26 protein-coding genes are annotated in these 25,753 nt (G+C 66.2%); 25 read left to right on the top strand and 1 reads right to left on the bottom strand.

The annotated features are described in order from the left end of the window. Nucleotides 1–9 precede the first annotated feature (9 nt). The 7 genes from Dfulv_RS34550 to Dfulv_RS34520 all read left to right on the top strand — a co-directional run bounded on the left by Dfulv_RS34550 (nucleotide 10) and on the right by Dfulv_RS34520 (nucleotide 6,919). On the top strand, nucleotides 10–765 hold the full coding sequence (locus Dfulv_RS34550) for an ABC transporter ATP-binding protein (protein WP_259858013.1): 756 nt from the start codon (nucleotides 10–12) through the stop codon (nucleotides 763–765). Beyond that, entirely contained in the window at nucleotides 762–1,622 is an 861-nt protein-coding gene (locus Dfulv_RS34545; RefSeq protein WP_259858012.1) for an ABC transporter ATP-binding protein, read from the top strand. Before Dfulv_RS34550 ends, Dfulv_RS34545 begins: the two co-directional genes overlap by 4 nt. 14 nt (nucleotides 1,623–1,636) lie before the next feature. After that, complete coding sequence (locus tag Dfulv_RS34540; RefSeq protein WP_259858011.1) at nucleotides 1,637–2,425, top strand: SDR family NAD(P)-dependent oxidoreductase; 789 nt, start codon at nucleotides 1,637–1,639, stop codon at nucleotides 2,423–2,425. A gap of 325 nt (nucleotides 2,426–2,750) precedes the next feature. Beyond that, nucleotides 2,751–3,638: an ABC transporter ATP-binding protein gene (locus tag Dfulv_RS34535; protein WP_259858010.1), complete on the top strand. Its 888-nt coding sequence runs from the start codon at nucleotides 2,751–2,753 to the stop codon at nucleotides 3,636–3,638. A gap of 224 nt (nucleotides 3,639–3,862) precedes the next feature. Next, nucleotides 3,863–4,732 (top strand): ABC transporter substrate-binding protein, encoded by an 870-nt coding sequence (locus tag Dfulv_RS34530; RefSeq protein ID WP_259858009.1) that lies wholly within the window; start codon nucleotides 3,863–3,865, stop codon nucleotides 4,730–4,732. A 147-nt stretch (nucleotides 4,733–4,879) separates the two neighbouring features. Then, nucleotides 4,880–5,593, top strand: a complete 714-nt coding sequence (locus Dfulv_RS34525; protein ID WP_259858008.1) for an ABC transporter permease — start codon at nucleotides 4,880–4,882, stop codon at nucleotides 5,591–5,593. 69 nt (nucleotides 5,594–5,662) lie between these two features. Next, nucleotides 5,663–6,919, top strand: a complete 1,257-nt coding sequence (locus Dfulv_RS34520) for a cytochrome P450 (protein ID WP_259858007.1) — start codon at nucleotides 5,663–5,665, stop codon at nucleotides 6,917–6,919. Between the two features lie 49 nt (nucleotides 6,920–6,968). Here the strand turns inward: Dfulv_RS34520 and Dfulv_RS34515 are convergent, their stop codons facing one another. After that, on the bottom strand, nucleotides 6,969–7,703 hold the full coding sequence (locus Dfulv_RS34515) for an IclR family transcriptional regulator (RefSeq protein ID WP_259858006.1): 735 nt from the start codon (nucleotides 7,701–7,703) through the stop codon (nucleotides 6,969–6,971). Between the two features lie 540 nt (nucleotides 7,704–8,243). On the opposite strand from Dfulv_RS34515, the gene Dfulv_RS34510 reads away from it, so the two are divergent. The 18 genes from Dfulv_RS34510 to Dfulv_RS34425 all read left to right on the top strand — a co-directional run bounded on the left by Dfulv_RS34510 (nucleotide 8,244) and on the right by Dfulv_RS34425 (nucleotide 25,703). Then, nucleotides 8,244–9,476 carry an FAD-dependent monooxygenase gene (locus Dfulv_RS34510; protein WP_259858005.1) on the top strand — a complete coding sequence of 411 codons (1,233 nt, stop codon included), beginning with the start codon at nucleotides 8,244–8,246 and terminating at the stop codon, nucleotides 9,474–9,476. Next, entirely contained in the window at nucleotides 9,473–10,378 is a 906-nt protein-coding gene (locus Dfulv_RS34505) for a fumarylacetoacetate hydrolase family protein (RefSeq protein ID WP_259858004.1), read from the top strand. Before Dfulv_RS34510 ends, Dfulv_RS34505 begins: the two co-directional genes overlap by 4 nt. 40 nt (nucleotides 10,379–10,418) lie before the next feature. Then, nucleotides 10,419–11,381: an amidohydrolase family protein gene (locus tag Dfulv_RS34500; RefSeq protein ID WP_259858003.1), complete on the top strand. Its 963-nt coding sequence runs from the start codon at nucleotides 10,419–10,421 to the stop codon at nucleotides 11,379–11,381. A 198-nt stretch (nucleotides 11,382–11,579) separates the two neighbouring features. Further along, nucleotides 11,580–12,659, top strand: a complete 1,080-nt coding sequence (locus Dfulv_RS34495; RefSeq protein ID WP_259858002.1) for a cytochrome P450 — start codon at nucleotides 11,580–11,582, stop codon at nucleotides 12,657–12,659. Between the two features lie 49 nt (nucleotides 12,660–12,708). Next, complete coding sequence (locus Dfulv_RS34490; RefSeq protein WP_259858001.1) at nucleotides 12,709–13,827, top strand: 3,4-dihydroxy-2-butanone-4-phosphate synthase; 1,119 nt, start codon at nucleotides 12,709–12,711, stop codon at nucleotides 13,825–13,827. 46 nt (nucleotides 13,828–13,873) lie between these two features. Further along, the gene (locus Dfulv_RS34485) at nucleotides 13,874–14,635 is read left to right on the top strand and encodes an alpha/beta fold hydrolase (RefSeq protein ID WP_259858000.1); all 762 of its coding nucleotides are present in this window, start codon (nucleotides 13,874–13,876) and stop codon (nucleotides 14,633–14,635) included. 48 nt (nucleotides 14,636–14,683) lie between these two features. Beyond that, entirely contained in the window at nucleotides 14,684–15,844 is a 1,161-nt protein-coding gene (locus tag Dfulv_RS34480) for an LLM class flavin-dependent oxidoreductase (protein ID WP_259857999.1), read from the top strand. 126 nt (nucleotides 15,845–15,970) lie between these two features. Next, nucleotides 15,971–16,816, top strand: coding sequence for a polysaccharide deacetylase family protein (locus Dfulv_RS34475; RefSeq protein WP_259857998.1), 846 nt, complete (start codon nucleotides 15,971–15,973; stop codon nucleotides 16,814–16,816). 37 nt (nucleotides 16,817–16,853) lie between these two features. Beyond that, nucleotides 16,854–17,594, top strand: a complete 741-nt coding sequence (locus Dfulv_RS34470; RefSeq protein ID WP_259857997.1) for an SDR family NAD(P)-dependent oxidoreductase — start codon at nucleotides 16,854–16,856, stop codon at nucleotides 17,592–17,594. 25 nt (nucleotides 17,595–17,619) lie between these two features. Continuing rightward, nucleotides 17,620–18,615: an aldo/keto reductase gene (locus tag Dfulv_RS34465; RefSeq protein WP_259857996.1), complete on the top strand. Its 996-nt coding sequence runs from the start codon at nucleotides 17,620–17,622 to the stop codon at nucleotides 18,613–18,615. Between the two features lie 80 nt (nucleotides 18,616–18,695). Then, complete coding sequence (locus tag Dfulv_RS34460; protein ID WP_259857995.1) at nucleotides 18,696–19,199, top strand: cupin domain-containing protein; 504 nt, start codon at nucleotides 18,696–18,698, stop codon at nucleotides 19,197–19,199. Nucleotide 19,200: 1 nt separating this feature from the next. After that, complete coding sequence (locus tag Dfulv_RS34455) at nucleotides 19,201–19,707, top strand: cupin domain-containing protein (protein ID WP_259857994.1); 507 nt, start codon at nucleotides 19,201–19,203, stop codon at nucleotides 19,705–19,707. Further along, entirely contained in the window at nucleotides 19,704–21,758 is a 2,055-nt protein-coding gene (locus tag Dfulv_RS34450) for an AAA family ATPase (RefSeq protein WP_259857993.1), read from the top strand. Before Dfulv_RS34455 ends, Dfulv_RS34450 begins: the two co-directional genes overlap by 4 nt. 4 nt (nucleotides 21,759–21,762) lie before the next feature. Then, nucleotides 21,763–21,969, top strand: coding sequence for a ferredoxin (locus Dfulv_RS34445; RefSeq protein ID WP_259857992.1), 207 nt, complete (start codon nucleotides 21,763–21,765; stop codon nucleotides 21,967–21,969). Nucleotides 21,970–22,014: 45 nt separating this feature from the next. Then, the gene (locus tag Dfulv_RS34440; protein WP_259857991.1) at nucleotides 22,015–22,818 is read left to right on the top strand and encodes an SDR family NAD(P)-dependent oxidoreductase; all 804 of its coding nucleotides are present in this window, start codon (nucleotides 22,015–22,017) and stop codon (nucleotides 22,816–22,818) included. Continuing rightward, nucleotides 22,815–23,654, top strand: coding sequence for an alpha/beta fold hydrolase (locus tag Dfulv_RS34435; RefSeq protein WP_259857990.1), 840 nt, complete (start codon nucleotides 22,815–22,817; stop codon nucleotides 23,652–23,654). Before Dfulv_RS34440 ends, Dfulv_RS34435 begins: the two co-directional genes overlap by 4 nt. 21 nt (nucleotides 23,655–23,675) lie before the next feature. Continuing rightward, nucleotides 23,676–24,449, top strand: a complete 774-nt coding sequence (locus tag Dfulv_RS34430; RefSeq protein ID WP_259857989.1) for an SDR family NAD(P)-dependent oxidoreductase — start codon at nucleotides 23,676–23,678, stop codon at nucleotides 24,447–24,449. Nucleotides 24,450–24,671: 222 nt separating this feature from the next. Beyond that, on the top strand, nucleotides 24,672–25,703 hold the full coding sequence (locus tag Dfulv_RS34425; protein WP_259857988.1) for a cytochrome P450: 1,032 nt from the start codon (nucleotides 24,672–24,674) through the stop codon (nucleotides 25,701–25,703). Nucleotides 25,704–25,753 lie beyond the last annotated feature (50 nt).

Raw genomic sequence — 25,753 nt, 5'->3', positions numbered from 1 at the left:
GGGTCAAGCATGTTGAGTCTTGACGGAGTGTCGGTTGCGTACCGTCACGGAGCCACAGCGTTGCAGGGCCTATCACTCCGGGTCGACAGCGGCGAAGTCGTCGCCGTCCTCGGCCCCAACGGCGCCGGCAAGACCACAATGCTGCGGGCCGCGACGGGACTGCTGCCGCTATACGGTGCGCGCATCACCCGCGGCGACGTCCTCTTCCGCGGCAGATCCATCGTGCGCAGATCTGCGAAGTCGCTGGTGAGCGACGGCATCGCCCAGGTCATGGAGGGGCGGCGCCTGTTCAAAGACCTCACGGTCGAAGAGAACCTGCTCACCGGGGCAGCGACAACAGCCGGGCGGGCGCGCCGACGGCAGCTCGTCTCCGACGTCATGCGGGAGATCGTGCCTGGTGACATCGATCCGCAGCGCATCGCCGGCCTTCTCTCCGGCGGTCAGCAACAGTTGGTCGCGATCGGACGAGCGCTCATGGCGCAGCCCGCACTGCTCGTCCTGGACGAGCCGAGCCTCGGACTTGCACCGGTCGCGCTCACGCGCGTCCGCGAAGTCCTCAAGCGCGTGGTCGATACGGGAATGACGATGCTACTGGTGGAGCAGGATGCTGCGCTCGCACTGGCGCTTGCCCAGCGCGTGTATGTGATGCAGGCGGGCACAGTGGTGTTCGAGGGCACCCCTGACGAGCTCCGATCGAGCTCCGATCTGGCTGCACTCTATCTGGGCGGGCACATGGCCCGCCGGCGCAAGGCGGTGGATCAGTGAACCCGGCCATGCAGCCGCCGTGGTTCCTGCGCGGCGAGGGCTTGTCGCTATCGTTCGGCGGTGTGCAGGTGCTCGCAGACGTGAGCTTCACACTCGGCCATCAGGAGGTGCTCGGGATCGTCGGCCCTAACGGCGCCGGCAAGACCTCGCTGCTCAACGTGATCTCCCGCATTTACGAGCCGTCCGCGGGCACCATACAGATCCGATCTCCGGATGGCGGGTATCTGGACCTGCTGAAGCTGCCTGCCACCCAACTGGCCCGCCACGGTGTGGCGCGCACATTCCAGAACATCGAGATAACCCCTGATCTCTCCGTTCTGGACAATGTATTGACCGGGCGCCATCATCTCGAACGGACGATGTTCGTCGAGGACATGCTGTGGTTGGGGCGGAGCCGTCGTGCTGACCGGGTCGCCCGTGAGCAGTGTCGCGAGGTGCTCGACCTCGTTGGTCTCTCGCGGGTCGCGGCGGCACCTGTGACCACGCTGCCGTACGGCATGCGCAAGCGCGTCGAGTTGGCGCGCGCGCTGGCCATGCAGCCCAGGCTGTTGCTGCTCGATGAGCCCGCGGCGGGACTGAACACGCACGAGACCGACGAGATCGCCGCTGCGATTGAGGCGGTCCAGCAGGCGCGCATCTGCTCGCAGATGCTCATCGAGCATGACATGGAGCTCGTGACGTCCGTGTGCGACCAGGTGCTGGTCCTCAACTACGGACGAACGATCGTACAAGCCGACCCCCACACCGTCACGTCGCATCCTGAGGTTGTCGCCGCCTACCTTGGCCCAGCCGCTCAAAGCGAGATCGATGCCGTCGTGCGCACTGTGGCGAAGGGCTCGGATCCATCGACCGCGTGATGGATTGAGGAGGCATGAGCGTGACACAGGAGGCATTCGGGCAACGCGCAAGACGGTTGGCCGGAAAGGTTTGCATCATCACCGGCACCGCCGGCGGCCAGGGCCAGGCCGCCGCGGTGGCCTTTGCCCGCGAGGGCGCGATCGTGGTGGGCAGTGACCTGCGGCGAAATGACGACACCGTGGCGCGGGTGCGCGCGGCCGGCGGAACCATCGTCGCGCTCGACGGATGCGATCTGACCACTTCCTCGGCCGCCCAGGCACTGGTCGACCTGGCGGTGGACGAGTTCGGACGAGTTGACGTGCTCTACTGCAACGCCGCGAAGGCAACCTTCGCGTGGTTCGACGAAATGACGCCGGAGATGTTCTGGACGTGTCTCCGGCAGGAGCTCGATCCGGTACTTCTCCCCTGCAAGGCAGTGTGGCCGGTGATGAAGGCTGCCGGACGGGGCTCGATCATCTGCACCGCCTCCCTGGGGGCCGCCCGCGTTCTCGAGCCTCTGCCTGGTTTGGCGCACTCGTCGGCGAAGGCCGCGGTCGTTGCCTTTGCTCGGCAGCTGGCGTTCGAGGGCGCGAGGTTTGGTGTCCGGGTCAACTCGATCTCGCCGGGTGTGGTGGCGACTCCCGCGACCGAAGCTCGTCTCGCCGACCCGCAATGGCGTGAAAGCATGATGCGCCTGCACATGCTGCCTCGCCTCGGCACGGTGGACGACGTCGCAGCGGCTGCGTTGTTCCTTGCCTCGGACGAGTCGAGCTGGGTCACGGCGACCGACCTTGCGGTCGATGGGGGTTCGTCGGGGCTTTAGCCCTCGCCGACGATGCGCTCGCTGTACGGGGATCGAGCCTGTGGGCTCGACATCGTTGGCGTCGATCCGGCGACTGTTCGCAGGGTCGGCAAGCGTAAAAGGCATGGTAGGACGCAGACCTCCATAGCACAGTTCCGCCTTGCGGAACACTGTAGCGCTGTGCGCGACAGTCTGTTAATGTCCGGGAAACTTGGTCGTTACAAACGGGCCTAGCCCGTGACCTGGGAGCGGCGACCACCGTCGGTCGACTGCGAGAGGCGGTTTGCGTGTACACATCGAACGAGTCAGTGGACTGGGGCCGAGCGACGCGTCGAGCTGTGACGTCATGAGCGCGCCACAACGCGTGCGTGACACGATGCCAGACGTCGGCGGCGACGCGGACGTCCCGGAGAACACCCCACGCGTCCGCGCACGCGACCTCTCGGTCGCGTACACCGGGCGAGGTAAAGGCGACGACCAATTTGTTGCCGTCGCGAGCGCGACCTTTGAGATTCACCGGTCGGAGATGGTGTGCATCGTCGGACCGAGTGGATGTGGCAAGACGACCGTCCTCAATGCCATCGCGGGTCTCATGCCGTATCGCAGCGGCTTGCTCGAGGTGGACGGCCGGCCGGTCAAGGGAACGGGACGAGACCGCGCCGTCGTGTTCCAGAAGGCGGCCCTGCTGCCGTGGATCACGGTCGAGGACAATGTCGCATACGGCCTGCGCTCATACGGCGTCAAGAAGGGGCCGGCTCGCGAGCGCGCCGCCGAGATGCTCGAGATGGTCGGGCTTCAGGACTTCGCCAAGTCCTACCCATATCAGCTTTCCGGCGGCATGCAACAGCGTGTCAACCTGGCCCGCGCGCTGGCCGCGGATCCCAACATTCTGCTGTTTGACGAACCGTTCGCGTCGGTGGACGCCCAGACCCGCGAGACGCTGCAATCCGAGTTGCTTCGCATCTGGACCGGCTCGCACAAGGCCGGGCTGTTCATCACGCACCAGATCGACGAGGCGGTGCTGCTGGGCAACCGCGTCGTTGTCAGTAGCCGGGGGCCGGGGTCGACCATCTCGGCCACGATCGACATCGACATCCCGTGGCCCCGCACGCGCGACTCGAAGCTCCATCCGAATTTCGGCGGCTACGTCGAGCAGATCTGGACGCTGCTATCCGGGCGCAGCCCCGCCGGCGAAGGTGCTACCGGCAGCGAACATCACCGCGCGTTGACCTGATCACTTCTCATCCCCAGCCCCCTTCTTCCCTCTCAGGAGCACTTGCGATGACGCAAGGACCATGGACAGCGGCCTCGGCGCGCGGCACGGCCCCGCCCAGGCGCCGGATGGCTCGAAATACGAAAGCGGCACTGCTGGCGGTGGTAGCGCCACTTGTGCTGGCCGCGTGCGGCTCAGACTCCGGTTCCGCGACCGGTGACTCGGTTGCAGGCAACCTGGTCACCGTGAACTTCGCATACACCGGCGCGGTTCCGCCCTATGCGCCGGAGATGCTGATCGCCAACGATCCAGGAATGTGCGCGCAGTACGGCGTCAAGCCGGTCCTCACGATCCTGCAGACACCGGTCGCCTCGCCGGCACTGGTCTCGGGCCAAGTCGACATGGTCGTGAGCGCGGAGTTCCTCCAGACAGCGGCCAAACAGCCCGGTAGCACGACCGCATTGGGCCGGATCCCCACAGTTCCCCTGCACCTCTACGGAGGCAAGGAGATCAACTCGATCGCCGGCCTCAAGGGCAAGACCGTCGGTGCGTCAACCAAGGGATCTCTGGCCGACCTGGTGCTACGCCAGACCTTCAAAGACAACGGCATGACGGTGGGGAGCGACGTCGAGATCACTTACGCCGGCTCGTCCAACGCTCTCGTGGGCCTCGCCGCCTCCGGCGCGATCCAGGCGTTCATCTACAACCCGCCCCTGCCAGAGGTGGCGGCCAAGGCGGGCGTCCATGAGATTGCGAAGCTCGATGGCCATCCCAATGTCGACCCCCTGGGCTTCTCGGTCTTCAGCGTGAACACCAAGTTCCTTCAGGCCAACCGACAGGCCGTCAGTGGGATGTTGCGGTGCGTCGGTGACGCGATCAACAAGGTGAAGAGCGACCCGGAAGCTGCAGGTGCGCTCCTGGCCAAGGCCGCGAGCCAGACTCCCGAGGCGGCCACGGAGCAGGTCAAGCAGAACATGCAGGCCTACGCCATACTCCCGTTCAAGCCGGAAGAGGCAAAGATCATCATGTCGGCGCTGGAGTCGGCTGGGATCTACCAGTTCGGCACCTTCGATCCTGCCACCGTGATCGACAACACGCTCCTGACGAGCAGTTAGATACGGACAGACAGCATGGCGACTCAGACTGCACCCACCGCTCGGGAGAGCGCAAGCCCGACCCCGCCGGAAGCACCCTGGCGGAGCTGGCTGCGTCGGTCTTACCAGCGCAACGACCGAGTCATTCTCGGCTCCGTAACAGTCATCGTGCTGCTCGCTGCGTGGCAGCTGCTCGCGGACACCAACATTGCCAACAAGGCGTTCAGCAGCTCGCCGCGCCTCGTCTGGCTGTCACTGGTCGACTACTTCAAGCCGGGGGGTACCGGCTGGGGCGACCTTGCCGTAAGCGGTAAGGAGTTCCTGTACGGCTTCGGCATCTCCGTTGCGGTCGGTGTCCCGGTCGGCCTGCTGATGGGCTGGTACCGGATCATCGACGCAGTGTCGAACCCGGTGCTGATATTCCTCAATATCGCTCCCCGCATCGCGATCGCGCCGCTGTTCGTGATCTGGTTCGGCATCGGCACGGCATCGAAGGTCTGGGTAGTCGTCATCAGCGCGATCGTTCCCATCATCACGAGTGCCCGAGCCGGCGTCGTCACGCTTGAGCGGTCCTTGGTGGCCATGTCGCGGTCCTACGGCTCGTCGGACCTGCGGGTGCTGCGGACGGTCGTGCTCCCGGCCGCGGTGCCGGCGATCAGTTCCGGCATGCGGCTCGGCATCGGGCAGGCGTGGCTGGGCGTGGTCTTGGCCGAGTACATCGCGTCCACGAAGGGCCTCGGATTCGTCGTGGTGACCTCGGCGGCGAACCTCAATACGGATCGCCTCTTCGTCGAGGTCGTGGTGATCTCCGCTCTTGGCCTGCTCGCTACGACGATCGTGGCTCGGGTGGAGAAGTACATGGATCGTTGGCGTACGAGCTAGCGGCTCGGCGTCACGCATGGCCGGTTCGCGGTGCGCAGCGCCGCGAACCGGCGGAACGGAGGTTCACGCATGGCTGTCGATAAACCCTCGGATGCGGTGCCGCACCTGAACTACGACCCCTTCAGCCTGCCGCAGCGCGACCACCCGTATCCGGTGTGGAGCGCGATGCGGGACGAGGCCCCTGTGTTATGGAGCGATGCCATCAATGCGTGGGTGGTGACGCGCTACGCGGATGCGACTCGCATCATCGCCGACACCGAAACCTTCCGCAACGAGGGATCGACTCGATCGTTAGCAACACCGCCGCGCGAGGTGAGCGACGTGCTCGCGACCGGGCTGCCTCGCGACGAGCTGAGGTCCACACAGGACCTTGACGGGCCTGAGCACGCCCGGATCAGGAAGTTCCTCGCGGCAATCCTCACGCCACGCCGCATCGGCGGTCTTGCCCCGCGCGCCCGGCAGATCGCCGACGACCTGCTCGCGCCGATGGTTGAGCAGGGGGGCGGCGACTTCGTTGCCGACTTCGCGTACCGACTTCCGTTGGCGTTGATCACACAGCTGCTCGGCATCCCCGAAGAGGACGGCGAACGACTGCACCACTGGAGTACGCAGAAGATGGCGCTGCAGTGGAGCCGGCTCGACCCCCAGGACCATGTCCGGGCCGCGCAGGACTACGTCGACTTCCAGAACTACCTCGTCGACCTGATCCGGCGTCGCAGGGCCGAGCCCATCGGTGATGTCGTCTCGGCGTTCACCCAGCTGCGCATGCCTGATGAGCGACCGCTGACGGATACAGAGATCGTCGGCCAGATGATGGGGCTGATCGCCGCTGGACACGAGACGACGACCAACTTCCTCAGCCTTACATTGTGGCGGCTTCTCGAGCACCAAGAGGTGTGGCGAAGTGTGTGCGCGAACCCTGCGCTGATTCCCGGTTTGGTGGAGGAAGGACTGCGGCTCGAGTCACCTGCCGGAATCTGGCGTCGCACAAGCAGGGCAGTCACGCTGCACGGCAAGGAGATCCCCGCTGGGGCGCGCGTCCAGGTCTTGCTGCCCGCGGCCAACCGCGACCCGGACGTATTCCCTTCCGCCGACGTTCTCGACGTACACCGCGGACCGGAACATCCGCACCTCGCGTTCGGTCGAGGCATCCACTACTGCATCGGCGCCGGGCTTGCGCGGATCGAAGGCAAAGCCGCCTTCGAGTCGCTCGTCAGCGGGGCGCCAGGGATTCGACTCGCGGAAGGCTTCGTCCCCCACTTCAAGCCGAATGCCTCCCAGCGGTACCTGGAGCGCCTTACCGTCGAGATCGGCTCGCTGCCTTAGCCACGATCCGTGGATCGCTGCCGGCGTGGGTCTGGCGAGTCCGGCTCGGTCAACCGTGCTGCAGCACCTTGACCATCGTTCGTCCGACCTTGTCGAGGTCCCGGGCCGAAACCCGGGACGTCGGCGCCGCAACCGAGATGGCGGCCCTGGACCCGCCGGCCTCGAAGAGCACTGCCACGGCAGATACGCCCTGCTCGCTCTCGGCGGCGTTGACGGCGTACCCAACCCTTCGAATTTGGTCAAGCTCGGCCAGCAGGTTCGACTTGGTCTTGATCGAGTTGGGGGTAACGGTCGCGAGATCTTCCGCCGGGTACAGGGTGTCTAGCTGGCTGGGGCTGAGCCGGCTCAGGAGTGCCTTGCCGCCGGAGACACAGTGGGCGGGCAGCAACTGGCCGTTGCGAGAGCCCACCCGCAGGGCATGTGTACTTTCGATCGAGTCGAGGAAGCGCGCGTTTGCGCCTTCGAGGACGACCAACGACACAGTCTCGTTGAGCGCCTCCGCGAGCGACGTCATCGGCTCCTTCGCCACGGCCCGAATGTCCAGCGTGGCGACCGCTGAAATGCCGATGTCCATGAGCACCGGGCCCAAGGTGTATGCACGCGTGGTCGGGTCTTGCGTGGCAAATCCCCGGTTGACGAGCGCAACCAGCAATCGGTGCGCCGTGGAGCGGGCGACGCTGAGGTCGTCGGCCACGTCGGCAACCCTGAGGAGTTGGCGTGTCTGGAACAGCAGTAGCACACGCAGCGCGTTGTCCACCGAGCTCGGCGTCGATTCTCTGGTCATCGTGGATCCAGTCCAAGAATAGTCAGTTGCCAATGTTGCCGGATTGTCTGCGATGGACTGCGTGACGTGTACCCGGGGTGAGCTGCAACGGTGGTCCCGCGTCTTCGGCGTGTGCCCGTGCCGGGCAACCCGACGGCTGTTTCGCCGGCGTCGCGTGCGTTGACAGTACATGTGAACACTGGCATAGTCGATTCCGCTACGTCGAAGACTGATCCGTAGAGAGGAACACTACCTTGGACGTCCACCTGACGTCCGGTTCCCCGCCACGACGGAGCTGGACCCCGACACCTCGTCCGAGACCCTCGCGCAGCTGGTCTCGCTGTATGAGGACGTCGACGCTGAGTCGCGATCGACACCTCCGAGGCATCGTTCGACGGGAGTGGCGGGCTGTTCGCGGGCTGCGCGACCAACCGCAGGCGCTGCAGGCGCAACTGCTGGGCCAGTCCGCCCTGCGCCGTCTGAAGGCGGCGTGATGTCAACCGCAGGCACAGGCCTCGAGGTAGATCGGGTTGGAAAGTGAGCAGAAGCATATCGACGCCGGTGCTCGTCGTCGGAGGCGGCATCGGCGGTCTGTCCACGGCGTTGGCACTCAGCTCGCGTGGACGGCCGGTCCACGTGATCGAGAAGGCGCCCGAGTTCGGTGAGATCGGTGCGGGGATCCAGCTCGCGCCGAACGCGCTGCACGTGCTGGCCGAACTCGGCGTTCTGGATCGAGCGTTGCAGGACGTCGTCTACCCGGAGTGCGCCCTGCTGATGGACGCCCTGACCGGCGAACGGATCGCCGAACTCGACTTCGGGTCGGAGTTCCGGCGCCGCTACGGCCAGCCCTATGTCGTGACGCACCGGGGCGACCTGCTCGCGGCCCTCGTGGAAGGATGTCAGGCTCGTTCCGACCTCATCACGTTGGAGACGGGAAAGACCGCGATCGACGTGACCATTGTCGATGGTCGGGGCCGGGTGGAGTGCGCCGACGGCTCGGTGTACGAAGCCCCGCTCGTGGTCGGCGCGGACGGACTCTGGTCGGTCGTGCGTGGTTTCGTGCTGCGGGACGGCCCGCCGCGCTGCACCGGCGACGTGGCCTACCGGGGCGCCGTTCCGATCGACCTCGTTCCGAACGCGAGTGCCGAGCGGGCAACCATGACCTGGTGGATCGGACCGAAAATGCATCTGGTGCAGTACCCGGTGCGTCGCGGCAACCTGTTCAATCAGGTTGGTGTGTTCACCAGCGACCGCTTCGACTCCGAGGCTGACCCGATGAGCCGGGACTGGGGGACGCCAGGAGAGCTGGACCTGCGATTCGACAGGATGATCGAGCGAGTCCGGACGTCGGCGAGCTTGCTCAACCGGGACGTGCGGTGGCCTTTGTTTGACCGCAGGCCGGCCACGACGTGGACGCGCGGTCCGATAACCCTGGTCGGTGACGCTGCCCATCCGATGCTGCAGTACCTCGCCCAAGGCGGATGCCAAGCACTCGAAGACGCAGCGGCTCTAGGCCGCGGCATCCAACTTCACGACAACGATCTGGGCGCGGCGATCGCCTACTACGAACGCGAGCGCATCGAGCGGGCGAGCAAGGCGCAGCTGTGGGCCAGGCGCGTCGGTGAGATCGTGCACGGTGACGGGCTGCTCGCTCTGCTGCGCAATGCTTTGCTCTCATCGTTGCCGCCGACGGACTTCCGCTACGTCGACTGGCTCTACGCCGGAGGTTCGCGCCGAGACTCCGTCGTCGTCCCTGGCCTCACGGTCCCCGCACCGAGCACGAGCCGCGCATGAAACTTGTCAGCTACGCCGGCACGTCGGTCGGTCTTGTCATCGACGAACGTGTACACAGGCTCGACGATCTCCTGGCCGAACACGGGTGGACTCGCGGCGAGTCCAGCGCAATGCGCTTTCTCATCGCGCATTGGGACGCGCTCGTGCCCGCGATACGCGCCTACCGGGACGAGGCGCCGCGGCCGCTTGCCGAATGCCGACTCGACGCACCCGTGCCCGACCCAACCAAGATCATTGCAGCGCCCGTGAACTACGCGGACCACCGCGTCGAGATGGAAGTCACCTCGACGGTCGCGGATCTTGGCGTCTTCCTGAAGGCGCCGTCGTCGCTCATCGGTCCGGGCGCGAGCATCGAGCTGCCTTACCATGACCGCCGGTTCGATCAGGAGGGCGAGCTCGCGCTGATCATCGGCCGGACAGCGAGCCACGTGCCGCCGCAACAGGCACTCGACTACGTCTTCGGCTACACCGGCCTGCTCGACATCACGATGCGAGGCGGCGAGGACCGCTCCACCCGCAAGTCATTCGACACCTTCACCCCCATGGGGCCGTGGATCGTGACGGCGGACGAGTTCGGCGCGCCGTCGAACGTATCGCTCGTGTGCGCGGTGTCGGGTGGCGTCAGGCAGGAGGCCAACACAGCTGACCTTATCTGGGACGTGCCCAAGCTCGTGGCGTACGCCTCGACGGTGATGACGCTGTCTCCTGGTGACATCATCACGACCGGAACACCTGCCGGGGTCGGCCCGATCGTGGCCGGCGACATGATCGACCTGGACTTGTCGGGCATCGGGACACTGTCGGTCGGGGTGACCACGAGCCGGCACGCGACCGGATCGGCGACCCGCGGCGCCGGAAATGGGCCCGAACCACCGCCGCCTACAGTCCTGCGTCGGCTATGACCATGCCTTCCGGGTTCAACGACGAAGCAACGGAGTAGCCATGGCGACATCCCAGAACAACCACGGTCGGATAGACACCCATCAGCACTTCATCCCGCCGGTCTGGGCATCCTATTTGGACAGGATCGGATATCTGGAGAGTCGAGACACGCCCCGGCCGACCTGGTCGCCGCAGGCGGCTCTGCAGACACTTGACCGACTCGCGATTTCGACGGCGATCGTCTCCGTCTCGCGTCCCGGGATCTATCTGAGCAGCGTGAGCGACGCTCGGTCGTTGGCGGTGGACATCAACGACTTCGCAGCCGCACTGAAGCGTGATTTCCCGGGACGGTTCGGCTTCTTCGGCGTCGTGCCCTTCCCCGATGTCGACGCCAGCTTGGCCGAGGCGGAACGTTGCCTTGACCAGCTTGGAGCCAGCGGCATCGTCCTGCTCACCAACACCGCGGGGCACTACCTCGGCGACCCGGTCTACGACCCACTGCTGCAGGAACTTGACCGGCGGGGAAGCGTGCTGTTCGTCCATCCCACAATGCCGCCGGCCGAGCTGGTTCCGGGAATCCCGCCGTTCGTCGTCGACTTCCTGCTCGACACGACCCGGGCCGCCATCAACCTGGTGCGTGCCGGTGTGCCCCGGCGGTACAAGAACTTGAGGATCATCCTCTCCCACGGTGGAGGCTTTGTGCCCTACGTGGCCGAGCGGATCGCACGGGTACAGCCCGCTGAACCCGGTCAGGCACAGGACCCGGAAGCGATGATGGCAGGGTTGCGCAGCTTCTACTTCGACACAGCACTTACCGGGGGCGGTTTATCCCTCTCGATGTTGCGCGAGTTCGCCGGCGCCGACAGGGTTCTCTTCGGCAGCGACTGGCCCTATGCGCCAGGGACCTCGGCCGAGCACTTCACCGATCTTCTCGACAAGAGTGTCAGCGCGGACGATGCCACAGCGATCAACCGCGGGAACGCCGTCCGGTTGTTTCCCGAGTTCGACCGTGCGCCGGAGTAAGCCGCCGACTATTTGCATGAATGAGAGAAGCATATGAGCGTCCCGAGAACCGACCTACCCCGTGACTACAACCCTTTCGACCGCGACCATGCGAACAACCCTCACGCCGTCTGGGAGCAGGCGCGCTCAACGTGCCCGGTCATGTGGAGCGATTCGCTCAACGCCTGGGTCGTCACCGACTACCGGACGGCCCGGTCGGTGTTCGCCGATCCCACCACGTTCGTGAACCAGGGCGCTACGGCACCGGTGACGCCACCGCCGCCACCCGTAGCCGAGATTCTCGCAGAGGGTATCCCGGCCAGTGAGATCCGGCCCACGGTTACCCGCGACGGCGAGGACCATGACCGGATCCGCCGATTCCTTGTCAGCGTGCTGACGCCGCGCTACATCGCGGCGCTTGAGCCGAAGATCCGTCGTCTTGCCGACCGGCTCGTGGACGAACTGCCCGCGGACGGGCGTGCCGACTTCGTCAATGCCTTCGCCTACCGCCTGCCGCTCGAAGTCGTACTCGACCTGTTCGGCATCTCCGGCGCGTCAGGCGCGCAGATCCACGAGTGGACGACGCATGCGATGAGCATGTTCTGGGGCACGTTCACGCTTGAGGAGCACCTGGTCGCGGCGCGTGGATACGTCGACTTTCAGCGGTTCCTGGCCGAGACGGTGCAACGCGCCCGCACCGGCAGCGGCGATGATGTCGTTTCGCGCCTGGTGAACCTCGACATCGGCGGGGACGCGCCGCTGACCGACGGTGAGGCGGTAGGCCTGCTGCTGGGACTTCTCTCAGCCGGTCACGAGACGTCCATGAACCTGATCTCCCTCACGATGCTGCAGGTCCTGCGGAGCCCGTCCATTTGGCAGCGCATGATCGACGATCCGAGCGTCATCCCGGCCGTGGTCGAGGAAGGTCTGCGCTTCGAGTCCCCGGCGCACAGCATCTGGCGTAAGGCGGCCGCGGACGCTGAGCTCGGCGGACGTACCATCGCCGCAGGGCAGCGGCTCTCGGTGGTCGTCGGGTCGGCCAACCGTGACCCAGCTGTGTTTGACCACCCGTCCGAGTTCGACCCGGACCGTGCCTTCGACTCACCGCATCTCTCCTTCGGACGGGGCGTGCACTTCTGCGTCGGCGCCCCGCTTGCCAGGCTCGAGGCGCGGGTGGCGTTCGAGGTCCTGACCCAACGACTGCCGAGCCTGCGTCTCCAGCCCGGGTTCACGCCGTCCTACCGCCCCAATTCCGTCCAGCGTTTCCTCGAGCGTCTCGATGTCGAGTGGGACGGCTGAGGAGCGCGCTCGTCTGGCGGCCCAGCGGGTAGCCGCCGGCGAGTGTGTCGTGCTCGAGGCCGCGAGCAGGGTCGACCGCGGCTACCTGATGCTGGCGGCGGAATGCGCCACACCGGGCGGCGTGGCCTTGATGGTCCGTCACACCTCCGGGTTTCTCCGTGTCGCGCTGACGCAGGACATTGCGTACCGGCTGGATCTGCCGATGATGGTGGTTCCGGACGCCCACCCTCCGTCCCGCCTGTTCACGGTGACCGTTGACGCCTCGCACGGCATAGATACCGGAATCAGTGCCGCCGACCGGGCCCGGACTGCTCGCGTGCTGGCCTCGCCCACCAGCGCACCGGATGATCTGCGTCGCCCAGGGCACCTGGTGCCGCTATGCATCGCCGCCGGAGGCGTGCTGGAACGTCCCGGGTTCGCGGAGGCCGCAGCCGACCTCGCGCGGGCTGCCGGGCTCGCGCCGGTGGCAATGCTGGGCGAGGTGGTCACCGATACCGGCCGGCTCGCCGACGAAGCCGTGCTGGACGAACTGTGCCGCACCCAGGGGCTCGCGCGGGTGTCGGTCGACGATGTCATCGCCGAGCGTCGCCAGGCCTCGCTGGCCGTTGTCGCTCGATATGAACGTTGTCTGGCTGCCGGCAAGTGCCTCGAGGTGCTCGTGGCAGATCTTCGCGGTGCCACCGATCATCGGGCGTACGTCTTCGGCGACCTTGACGATGGTCGCGATGTGCCTGTCTACGTGCATCGTGAATGCGTCAGCGGCGACGTGTTCGGCTCGGCCGACTGTGCGTGCGGGCAGATGCTGCGCGACGACCTCGCGGCGTTGTCCGCCGCGGGCCGGGGAGTCCTCGTTTATGTTGGCAGTGCGCGTCACCGTGTGGGCCGGGTCTCCGACGCGGAGCATCAGTTCCACGCCGACATGGCGCGCTATGCGGCCGTCACCCCGCCGACGGCCGGGCCGACTGGCGCATTGTCCCCACCCGCTGACTCCGCGGCCTCCATGGTCCATCAGTCGGCGACAGCGCTGACCTACGGCGTGGCCGCGGATGTGCTCAAGCTGATCGGCGTGCGAGGTGTCCGGATACATCGCTTCGAGCGCAGCGCCGCGGATGAGGTGCGAAGCAGAGGCTTGGCCGTAGCCGAAGAGACGAATCAGCCGTACCGCTAGGAGGAATAGTGTTGCGCTATGCGGCTACCAGGAATATGGTTCGGCCATGACGTCCCCCGTAACCAGCCGATTCCACGTCGAGGCCACCGGTCCGGGCATGGCCAACGTTCTATATCTGCACGCTGAGCACGGGCCGCGCGTCGAGCAACCGTTCGTTGACGCGCTGAGCCGGACGAGCGTGGTCGCGGTCGGTCACCACCCAGGCTTCGGCGCGCATGCGGTCGACCAGAGCGCGCACAGCGTGCTCGACATCGCGTTCGGCTACCTGTCCTATCTTGACGAGCTTCCGCCAGGAGTGCAGGTCGACCTGGTCGGTAGCTCGCTCGGTGGCTGGATTGCCCTGCACATCGCGACGATGTACGGGCACCGGATCAGGAAGCTCGCGGTCATCGGCCCGATCGGCGTCAAGCTGACTCCGCCGAGCGAGCGGGACTTCATCGACGTCTTCGCACTGCCCGACCAGGAAGTCAACCAGCTGGCCTTCGCCGACCCGACGAAGGCGCCGTTCTCCGGCACCGATCTCTCCGACGACGACATCCTCGAGCGGGCGGCGACGCGCGAGGCCCTCGTCCGCTACGGCTGGGAGCCCTACCTGCACGACACCTCGCTGCGGCATCGGCTCTATCGCATCAACGTGCCGACGTTGTTCGTGGTCGGTTCGAGCGACCGCTTCGTCCGGGAGGGCTACTACCGGGACTTCGCCTATCTGGTCCCCGACGCGCAACTGTGCACTGTGGACGGTGGGCACTACCCCGTGATCGAGAACCCAGACGGCGCTCGGGATGCCTTGACCAGCTTCCTTGGCTGACGCCTCTCGAGCCGAGCATCACATTCCCGCGCAATCTGAAGGATCTCGATGGAAACCTACTACTTCAGCGAAAACCCGTATCCGTATCTTCCTGCCGAAGAGACCTACGATTCGATTCGAGCCACCCTGCCGAACCGCGCCTTCGACCCCGTGCTCGGCGCGAAACTCTACCAGCGCTACTTCGACGAGTGGCAGGTCGCCGACGAGCTGGGCCTCAATCTGATGACGAACGAGCACCACCAGACCCCGACGTGTCTACATCCCTCGGTCGCCATCTCATCGGCGATCCTGGCCCGCATCACCAAGAACGCGCGCATCACGGTGCTCGGCAACCCGTTGCCGATGCGTCGAGACCCGATCCGGATCGCGGAGGAGATGGCAGTCGTCGACACGATCTCGTTCGGTCGGCTCAACGTCGGATTCGTCAAAGGACAGCCATACGAGGTTCTGCCCGCCAACGCCCCGACAATCGGCATCAGCGAACGACTGTGGGAGGCGCACGACCTCATCCTCAAGGCATGGACGAGCCATGACGGCCCGTTCAACTGGGAAGGGACGTGGCACTACCGCAACGTCAACATCTGGCCGCGACCGTACCAGCAGCCACACCCGCCGATTTGGATGACGACGAGCACCGTCGGCAGCATGGCTCGAATCGCACGGCACGGCTACGTCGTCGGCACCTTCGTCGGAGGTTTCGAGCACACGAAAGCGTTGTTCGGGGCCTATCGCAAAACCTATCAGGAGACATTCGGGGTGTCGGAGACCCCGGACGACCGTCTGGCCTACGCGGCCCTTGTCGCAGTCGCCGACAGCACCGAGGCCGGGATGGAGCGGCTGCGGACGATGCAGTGGTACTTCGACTCGGGAAAAGTCGCGCGCCACATCGCGCAGCCGCCGGGTTATGTGCCGCCGCAGGCGTTCCTCAGCGCGGCCCGTTCGGGTCCGCCGAAGTCGGGCCCAGGTGCTGCCCGAGGCAAGCCGGCGGAGTGGCTCGTGGAGAACGGCATGGCCTTCGCGGGCACACCCGACGACGTGGTGGCGCAGATGACCCGCTTCTACGCCGAGGTGGGTGGCTTCGGAAACCTGATGATGATGGGGCAGGCCGGCCGCCTCGGGCACGAGGAGACGGTGAACTCGCTCGAACTCTACGCCCGCGAGGTTGCACCGCGACTTTCTGAACTCAACCATTCGCTGGTGAAGGCATAGGCACCGCGACTCGATGAACGGAGTGCAGACATGCCAGACGCAGGAGACGCCGGCCGGGAACTGATCGGCACCCGGATCCCGTTCCGCGACCGAAGAGGACTGCAGGCGTGGCCCAACGGCGCCAAGATGGCAGTGCTGGTCTACACCGCTCCCGAGGAATGGGTGTGGCCTACGGCGGAGAGCTTCCACACGCCTGGAACGCTGGATTTTGGTCAGTCTCTGCAGCCACTCAGCTCCCGCACCGCAGTGTCGTACGGGTACAACGTGGGCCTGTACCGGCTGGCCGAAATATTCGAGCGCTTCAACATGAAGGTAACGCTGTGGACGAACGGCACCGCCGTGGAGCAGCACGAACAGGTGTTGCGCGACCTCGTCGAGGCAGGCCACCATCTCGGCGGGCACGCGTACAGCGAGGGCGCGCCGCTCAACACGTTGACCCGCGAAGGGCAGCGCGAGAGTATCCAGCGCACCGTCGACCTCATCGCCAAGGTCACGGGCACGAAGACCCGCGGCTGGGTCGGCCCTGGCGCCGTCTGCACCCGCGAAACCATCGAACTGCTGATGGAAATGGGTTTTGACTACCACTGTGACCTGCAGGATGACGAGTTGCCGTACTTCCTCTCCAGCGGCGAGCAGACCATCCTCGAAATCCCCTACCGCATGGTCGGCAACGTGAACGACTTCCCGCTGTTCACCCGCAACATCCAGTCGGTCAAGGCCGGCATCCAGCATCTTCGCGAGACGTTCGACGCGTACCGACAGCGAGCGGAAGTCCGGCCACTGCTGTTCAACTACGGCACTCATCCGTTCGTCAGCGGACGGCCCGACTTCTCGGTCGTTCTGGAGGAGTTCCTGGAGTACGTCCACTCCTTCTCCGATGTTTGGGTCTGCAACTACGACCAGGTGTGCGACTGGTGGAACCAGCGCTTCACGGGCCATGCGGATCTCGTCAGCGCCCCGATTGAGCCGTGAGCCGATGTTCGAGGACCTGAGCGGCAAAGTCGGGATAGTGGCCGGAGGGGCAGGCGCCATCGGGGCGAGCCAAGTCCGCCTGCTGGTCCGGCTCGGTGCGAAAGTGGTCGTCGCCGACCTCAACGACGCCGCCGGCCAGTCCCTGGTGGCAGAGCTGGGATCCGGTTGCGTGTTCGTGCACGCCGACGCGTCGAGCGAGCAGGACTGGACCGACGTCGTCTCGACCGCCGTGTCACGGTTCGGCCGGGTCGACATGCTGAGCAACTCATTCGGCATCGCACCGCAGTCGACCTTCGCCGACCTGAGCTACGAGGAGTACATGCGGTTGATCGCGGTCAACCAGACAGCGGTCTTTCTCGGCATCAAAGCGGTGCTGACACCGATGAAGCAGCAGCGCAGCGGGTCAATCGTCAACGTCTCATCCGGCGCCGCCTACCGCGCACAGCCCTACCTGTTCGCCTACTCGGCGAGCAAAGCCGCAGTAGTCGCGATGTCCCGAGACGCCGGTGTCGAGTTGGGGGCCTACGGCATTCGCGTCAACGCGATCTGTCCGGGCGGAACGCGCAGCGAGCTCAACACCGCGACGACAACCGCCTGGGCGAGGACGAGACCGTCCTATGACCGCGAGCATGCGTTCGATCGGCACCCGCTCGGCCGTATCGGCGAGCCGGAGGAAGTGGCCAACATGGCCGTGTTCCTTCTCTCCGACGCCGCGTCCTACTGCACCGGCAACTCGTACCTCGTCGACGGCGGCCTGCTCGCCGGTATCCGACCCTGACGTAGCAGAGCGGGGGAGTACAGACATGAGACTCGTCCCTCTCGGCCGCACCGGTCTGAAGGTCTCGCAATTGTGTCTCGGTACGCTCACGTTCGGCCTGCAATGCGACGAGAAGCAGTCACATCACATTCTCGACAAGGCGGTCGAGGGCGGCATCAACTTCATAGACACAGCCAACGTCTACCCGCTCGGGCGAGACATGGGGCTGTCGGGCCGGGGCCGCACAGAGGAAATCATCGGCACGTGGCTACCAGGCCGGCGTGACGAGGTCGTGCTGGCCACCAAGTGCTCGTCAGACATCGGCCCGTTGCCATGGCAGCAGGGTTCCTCACGGCGCAGCATCCGCACCGCCGTCGAAGGCTCGCTGCGACGCCTGCAGACCGACTACGTTGACGTGCTCCAGCTGCATCGCCCTGACCCGGACACGCCGATCGACGAAACCTTGGAGGCGCTCGACGCGCTGGTCCGTGCCGGCAAGGTGCTCTACGTCGGGTGTTCGAACTTCTACGCCTACCAGGTGGCGCGGGCGATCGGCCGAAGTGAGGTGCGGGACTTGGTTCGGCTCGACACGGTGCAGCCCCGCTACAACCTGCTGTTCCGTCAGGTGGAGCGCGAGCTGTTTCCGTTGTGCGCGCAGGAGGAGGTCGCGGTCATTCCGTACAACCCCCTCGCCGGCGGCCTGTTGAGCGGCAAACACAGCCGTGAACAGGCCACCGAGGGCAGCCGGTTCACGTTGGGCAAGGTCGGCGCGGGATACCGCGACCGCTACTGGCACGAACGGGAGTTCGCCACGATCGACGCACTGCGCCCCGTTGCCGCCGACGCGGGTTTGTCGCTCTCGACGATGGCCATCGCGTGGGTCATGCACAATCCGGTCGTCTGCGCACCGATCGTCGGCGTCAGCCGCATCGAGCAGCTGACCGATGTGCTGGCGGCGATCGACGTTGTCCTGGACCCGGAGCTCCTCAAGCGCCTCGACGACCTGACGCGGGAATACCGGCGCGGCGACGACGCACGCTGACCCACGTCGCGTCGTCAAGACACATCAACCGGACGCTACGGCGTACGAGCAGCGAAGGGAAGGTCCGCATGGCGGAGAGAGTGGCCGAGCGCGTCCAGGAGCGCGACCCGTCAGGCATCAACCTGTATCACGAGTTTCTCGCGCGGCTGGAGAAGCGACAGGATGACGCCGAGAACGGCCAAATCGTCATGAAGGGGTCCGAGCTGCCATGGCAGCTCGGACGCCAGGGGCGCGTCAAGTTCTACCTGTACGCGGTCGGGCGCGACCAGACGGCCATCAAGGACTGGCTCGTGTTCGTCAACGACATCCACACCCACACCGGCAAACACATCCATCAGGGCGGTCTCGGCCTGTACATCCTGCGTGGCCGGGGCTACACGGTTGTCAATGGAGAGCGGTTCAACTGGAAGGAGGGCGATCTCGTCATCCTTCCCGTCATGCCCGGGGGATGCGAACACCAGCATTTCAACGAGGACCCGGACGAGTCGAGCCTGTGGCTGGCGATCATCTACGAGCCGTTCATGTACGTCACGGGAAGCCAGCTCGAGCAGCGCGAGGTGCACCCCGACTGGAAGGAGGCCTGACATGGCCAAGACGTCGTTGTGGGACGACTACATCGAACGCGGGGCCAGCGAGGTCGAGCGGGTCCGCAGGGCCACGGCGGTCATCGAGCGCGAGACCTGCCCGGTCGAGCTCACGCCGTTGGGGCGGGTGCGCTGGTACACGCACCCCGAACTGGATGGCCCGGTTTCGCACGCGCTCTACCAATTCGAGCTGGAGATTCCCGCCGGATCGTGGTCAGGGCGCATCGCACACCAGGGTGGGATCGTCCACTATGTCCTTAGCGGTCAGGGCTATACCGACCTCGACGGTCGGCAGCACGCCTGGGAGGCCACCGACGTGATCGGCATCCCGGCGCGTGCTGCAGGTGTGACGTTCCAACACGTGAACACGGGCACCACCACGGTCCGCCTCATGGTGGCCATGGTCAACCTGGACTCGTCGTTAGGGCCGTTCCTCGGAGCAGAGGTCCGCGTGATCGAGCCGGCGCCCGAGTATGCGGCGGCAAACGCGGGTGGGGCGCCGGCGTGACCGAGCAAGACCACCACCACAACCACGATCACGCGGTCGATGGCGACCCGGGCGGCAAGCACTCCCACGCCTCTGTCGCCCGGCCGCTGGTCGGTCGGCGCCTCGCACCGACCGAGGTCGGGATCTCCTCCGATCTCGCCCGCGACGCGACGTTGGGAGAAGGCGACGCGGTATGGATCCGCGGCCGAACCGCGGCGCCGGTCGTTGCGGTTGTTCGTGACGTCTCCGGAGCCCTCGGCGAGGGCAATGTGGTCCGGCTCGGCAGTCTGCTCTGGAGTGGGCTCGGCGTGCGGCCGGGCGACGTGGTCACGGTCGGCCCGGTCGGTGCGGTGACCGCCGCCAAGGTGCAGCTGGTGCCGGCCTTTCACCTGTTCCATCGCCTCGGTCAACGGGTCGTCGACCGGCTCCGGGCGGCTCGCGCACCGATCAGCGTGGGGTCGAGCCTCTTCGTTGAAACGTACGGTGGCGGCGGCGGTGTGGTCCTACGGGTGTCCGACTCCGACATTCGTGTGGGCCGGATCACCGATGCTACGGAGGTAACCTTCGGCGAACCGGACCCTGACGTCGGCCGCCGCAAGCAGAGCCTGGCCGACGTCGGGGGCCTGCACCAAGAGATCGCACGGGTTCGCGAACTGCTCGAGCTGCCACTGGTCGCACCCGGTCTGTACCGCGCGATCGGCATCCGGCCCACCAAAGGCGTGCTGCTGTGCGGTCCGCCCGGCGTCGGAAAGACCTTGCTGTGCCGCGCGGTCGCCGCCGAGCTGAATGCCGAGGTGTTCCAAGTGGCCGCGGTCGACCTGGTCGGTGGCTTCTCCGGAGAGACGGAGGCCAACCTCCGAACGCTGTTCAGCAACGCATCCCATCACGCACCAGCCATGATCGTCATCGATGAGCTCGACGCCGTGGCCGTGCGCCGCGACGCCATGGCCTCCCAGGGCGACGTGCGGGTGGCGACCCAGCTGCTGTCGCTGATGGATGGCCTGGACCAAGTCGACGGCGTTGTTGTACTCGGCACGAGTAACCGTCCGGACTCCATCGACGAGGCGTTCCGTCGACCCGGCCGCCTGGACGTGGAGATCCGCCTCGACGTGCCGGATGAACAAGGGCGACGCGAGATTCTCGCGGTGCATACCCGCGAGATGCCACTCACCGAAGCCGCCGAGCGAGCGTTGGAGGGTGCGGCAAGCGCAACCGCCGGCCTCACCGGAGCCGACCTTATGCATCTCGTGCGTGAAATCGGACTCGCAGCGGCCCGTCGGGTAAGCACGCAGTCGGTTCATGCCGACTGGAGCGAGGGGCTCGATGTCGACATCTCGGTGGACGCGGCCGACGTCGCGGAAGGTCTGGAGCGAGTCGGGCCCTCAGCCCTTCGCGGCATGTCGCACGCGGCGGCAACGACGTTGAGCTGGCAGGACATCGTCGGGCTCGACGAGGAGAAGGCACTCCTGGAGCGGGCTGCCGTCGAAGCGTTCTCGCCAGCGGGTGCCGCCGAGGGCGTGCTGTTGTTCGGGCCCGCGGGCGAGGGCAAATCCACGCTGGTCGGCGCGCTCGCTGAGCATCTGGACGTTCCTCTGCTGACCATCGAGGGAGCGAGCGTCTTCAACCAGTGGCTCGGCGAGTCGGAGGCCGCACTTCGGCTCGTCTTCGAGCGGGCCAGACGAGTCGCACCGGCAATCCTCCTGATCGAACAACTTGACTCAATCGGGTATGCGCGGGCGCAGGGAGCTCAGGAACACGCTCCTATGCGCGTGCTCGCGGCGCTGCTCGCAGCGCTCGACCGGTGCCGCGGCAGCCGCGTACTTGTCGTCGCCACGACCAACCGCGTGGACCTGGTGGATCCCGCGGTCATCAGACCCGGTCGCATCGGGCGCCGGATCGAGATTTCCGAGCCGAGCCACGAACGACGTCTGCGCATCATCGAGCAGCTGGCTGGAGGCGATCCGCGCGTCGCCGGCGAGGCGGCCCAAGAGTTGGCCACTCGGCTGTCGGGCGCCTCCGCGGCGGAGGTCGCACGGGCCGTCAGCGAAATCATCACAGCATATGAGAGGTGAACGAATGGGTCTGGTGGTGACAGTCGAGCGCGACGTTTGCGCCGGCTACGGCAACTGTGTGGTGTTGGCGTCGGCCATCTTCGAGCTCGACCCGGATGACAATGTAGCCGGCGTCGTTGAGGGCGCGCCCGTGGACGAGCACGAGGACGCGATACGCGAAGCCGAGCTGGACTGCCCGGCGCGGGCCATCGTGGTGTCTCGCAAGCAGTGAGCGAGCAACGCGCCGATGTCGTCTAGCGAGATCAGGAGGAATACCATGACCAAACCGTGGCTGAGCAGCACGGCCTTCGCCGGTCGGCGGGGCATTGTCACCGGTGGTGCCGGCGCGGGGATCGGCGCAGCGGTCGTCGACGTCATCAGTGCCCACGGTGGGCGGGTTGCCGCGTTCGATCTCGCGGCGGCGAACACACCGGTGCCCTCGAACAACGTCCGCAGGTACCAGGTCGACGTCGCCGACGCCGATGCGGTTGAGCGCGCCGTCAACGAGGCCGCCTTGTGGCTGGGCGGCGTGGATTTCGTAGCGAACGTCGCCGGCACAGTCAGCAACGCCGCATTGGCGGACGGAGACCTCGAGGCGATGCTCGGCGTATTGCGCGTCAACCTGCTCGGTCCGCTGCACGTCTGTCGATCGACGTTCCCGTTGCTGCGCAAGGGCGACGATGCGGCTGTCGTCAACGTATCGTCGCTGGCCGGCACCCAGGCATACGCGGGCGGCGGCCTGTACGGTGCCAGCAAAGGCGGCCTCGAGGCGATGTCTCGCCAGCTCGCCGTGGAGTGGGCCCCGTTCGGCATCCGGGTCAACGTGGTCTCGCCCGGCCAGATCGAGACCCCCCTCGCCACCCATCCAGGTGACGAGGCCATGCGCGCGGAGCGCGTCAAGCGCATCCCGATCGCTCGCCGGGGACGGCCCGTCGAGGTAGCAAACATGATCGCGTTTCTGCTGCTGCCGGCTTCGAGCTACGTAACAGCGCAGAACGTTCAGGTCGGCGGCGGCCTCGACCAGACCGCGATGCACGGACGCACGTGGTGGGAAGACTACCTGGCACGGGAGCTGGCATGACTCCGCTGTACCGCTATCGCAGCGTCGTCGTCGACGATGTGCGGACCGCCTACATCGACGTCGGCGAAGGCCCGACCGTCGTTCTGCTGCACAGCGGCGAGTATGGCGCGTCAGCGCTGCTGTGCTGGGAGCACAACATCGCGGCACTCGCCACACGCTATCGTGTCCTCGCGCCCGACTGGCTCGGCTTCGGCAGTACAGACAAGGTCTTCGACTTTGTCAGCGGCCGAGCGCGGCGAATACGGCACATGCGCCGGTTTCTCGAAGTCATGGATGTCACGTCGGCGGCCTTCATCGGAAGCTCTATGGGTGGCGGTGTCCTGTCCGCCGTAGCTGCCGAGCATCCCGTCGTGTTCCCCGTGGCAGCGCTGGTCCTGAGCTCTGCGGGGGGTTTCGCGCCTGACAACGCCAGCCGGCGGGCGCTTCTGGACTACGACTGCACTGTCGAGTCGATGCGCCAGATCGTGTCAGTCATCTTCCACGACCCGCGGTGGGCGTCCGATGACGAATACGTCCTGCGCCGGCATGCCGCCAGTCTTGAGCCTGGTGCGTGGGAGGCCTGTTCGGCGCCGCGCCTGCGCCGACCGGGTGAACCCGCGCGGTCGTCGTTCGGGCAGCCTGACCGAGTGCCATACGAGCAGATCACGGTGCCCACGCTGCTTGTCGCGGGTGCCGATGACCCGCTGCGCGAACGCGGATACGCGGCGCAGATCGCCGATCGGCTCCCGCACGGTCAGGCGCTGGTCTACTCCAACTGCGCCCACATGCCGCACATTGAGCATGCCCAACAGTGGAACGAAGACGTCCTGGCGTTCCTGGCAAAGGAATACGCCTGACACCCTCATGAAGGAGTGCGTGTGTACGAAGATCTTCGCGACAAGGTTGTCATTGTTGCCGGCGGCGCGGGTGGGATCGGTGCAAGCCAGGTCCGCAAGCTGGACGCGGCAGGTGCGCATGTTGTCGTCGCCGACCGCGACGAGGACGCCGGACGCAAGCTCGTCGCAGAGCTCGGCGAGGACCGCAGCCTGTTCGTCCGCATCGACGTGTCGATCCCGGCGGACTGGGAGATGCTCGTGGACCGGACGATGGCACGGTTTGCCCGGATCGACGGTCTGAGCAACTCGTTCGGTATCGCACCGCAGTCCAGTCTGGAGGAATTGAGCCCGGAGCAGTACAAGACTGTCGTGTCGGTCAACCAGGCTGGGACGTTCCTCGGAATCCACTCGGTGTTCCCGCACATGATCGGCCGCGGCGGCTCGATCGTCAACGTCGCGTCCGGCGCGGCCTACCGCGCACTGCCCTACCATTTCGCGTATGCGGCCACCAAGGCTGCCATCATCGCGATGACTCGAGACGCGGCAGCAGAGCTCGGCCAGCACAACATCCGGGTCAACTGCGTCAGTCCCGGTGCGATCCGAACGAACCTCCAGGCTGCCACCGTGGCGCAGTGGCAACGCAGCCGCCCGACCTACGACGACTCGCAGGCGTTCGCAGCCCATCCACTGGGTCGAATCGGCGAACCGGACGAGGTCGCGGAGGCGATCCTCTTCTTCCTCAGTGACGCGTCTTCCTACTGCACCGGGACAGCGCTGCTGGTCGATGGGGGCATCGTGGCCGGATCACGGCCCTGAAACTTTTCGATACGAGATGAGAGGCAGGCCCGAATGCCCGATCAGCGAGCGGTAGCGCCCGCACCGCATACACAGTCCCTCGATTTTGACCACCACGCCCATAACCGCTCCGAACCACAAGTATGGGCGGACTACGAGTCGTTGCGAGCGTTGGGCGCGGTCACGCACTCGTCACACTATGACGGATTCTGGCTTGTCACGTCACACGACGCGGCCAGACAGGTGCTGCGGGACCACGACGCGTTTTCGTCGACGCCGAGCCATCGTCTGCCCCAGGGCAACGCCCCGTCGGTCATTCCGATCGACTTCGACCAGCCCGAGCACACCGCCTACCGCGACGCCGTGGTCGAGGCGATGCGGCCACACCGGCTGCGCGCCGCCGGTCCATTCATCGTGGAAACGGTCTCGGCCGCGGTCGACGCGTTCTACCGCCGTGGAGGTGGCGAAGTACGCAGAGGGCTGTCCATCCAGATCCCGTTCCGGGTCCTGACCGGCGTTCTGGGGATCTCGCGGGAGACCGTGGAAGCTCTCCTGGCGCTGAGCGACCCGCCGGCCGGGTCCCAGACGGACGGCCAGCACCACAGCGCCGACCAACGCATCCGCGCACTCCTCGACGCGGAGATCGCCGCCCATCGTTCCCGGCCTGCGCCGGCGGGAGACTACGTGGACTGGCTGCTCACGGAGCGGGTCGACGCCGGGCTGCTCACCGAGGCCGAGGCCGTCGACATCCTGTTGACGCTGGCCGTGGCCGGGTTCCGCACGACCATGAACTCCATCTCGACCTTGGTGTATCTGCTGGCCTCCGATCAGCGCCTGCAGGAGCGCCTTCGGGCGGATCCGAGTCAGTCGGCGTACTTCGTCGAGGAGATGTTGCGGTTGCGCTCGCCGGCGCAGAACATCGCGCGCCGGACCCGGTGCCCGGTGCATATCGGCGGCGTCGAGATCCCCGCCGACGAACGGGTTGTCGTCAGCGTCGCGGCGGCCAACCGCGACCCCGCGGAGTACGCCGCGGGCACCGAGTTCGACCCGTCGCGGCCGGCCCGCGGACACCTCGCGTTCGGCTGGGGGATTCACCAATGCGCCGGTGCGCCGCTGGCCCGGGCCGAACTGAAGGCTTTGCTTGAGTCGCTGTGCTCCTACCCGCCGTTCCGGCTCGAGGGCGACGTCGAGTTCGGCCACATCAAAGAGGGCATTCACTTCGGCCCGTCGTCGATGCACGTTCGCTTCGCCGCTGAGCGCGTTGACAAGCTGTAGCCAGCGTGAGAGATTGATTCCACCCTACCGAATAGCATTTCACTGAGAGG

Source organism: Dactylosporangium fulvum (assembly GCF_025137375.1).
Classification (GTDB): domain Bacteria; phylum Actinomycetota; class Actinomycetes; order Mycobacteriales; family Micromonosporaceae; genus Dactylosporangium; species Dactylosporangium fulvum.
This window is presented reverse-complemented; position numbering and strand designations above follow the sequence as displayed.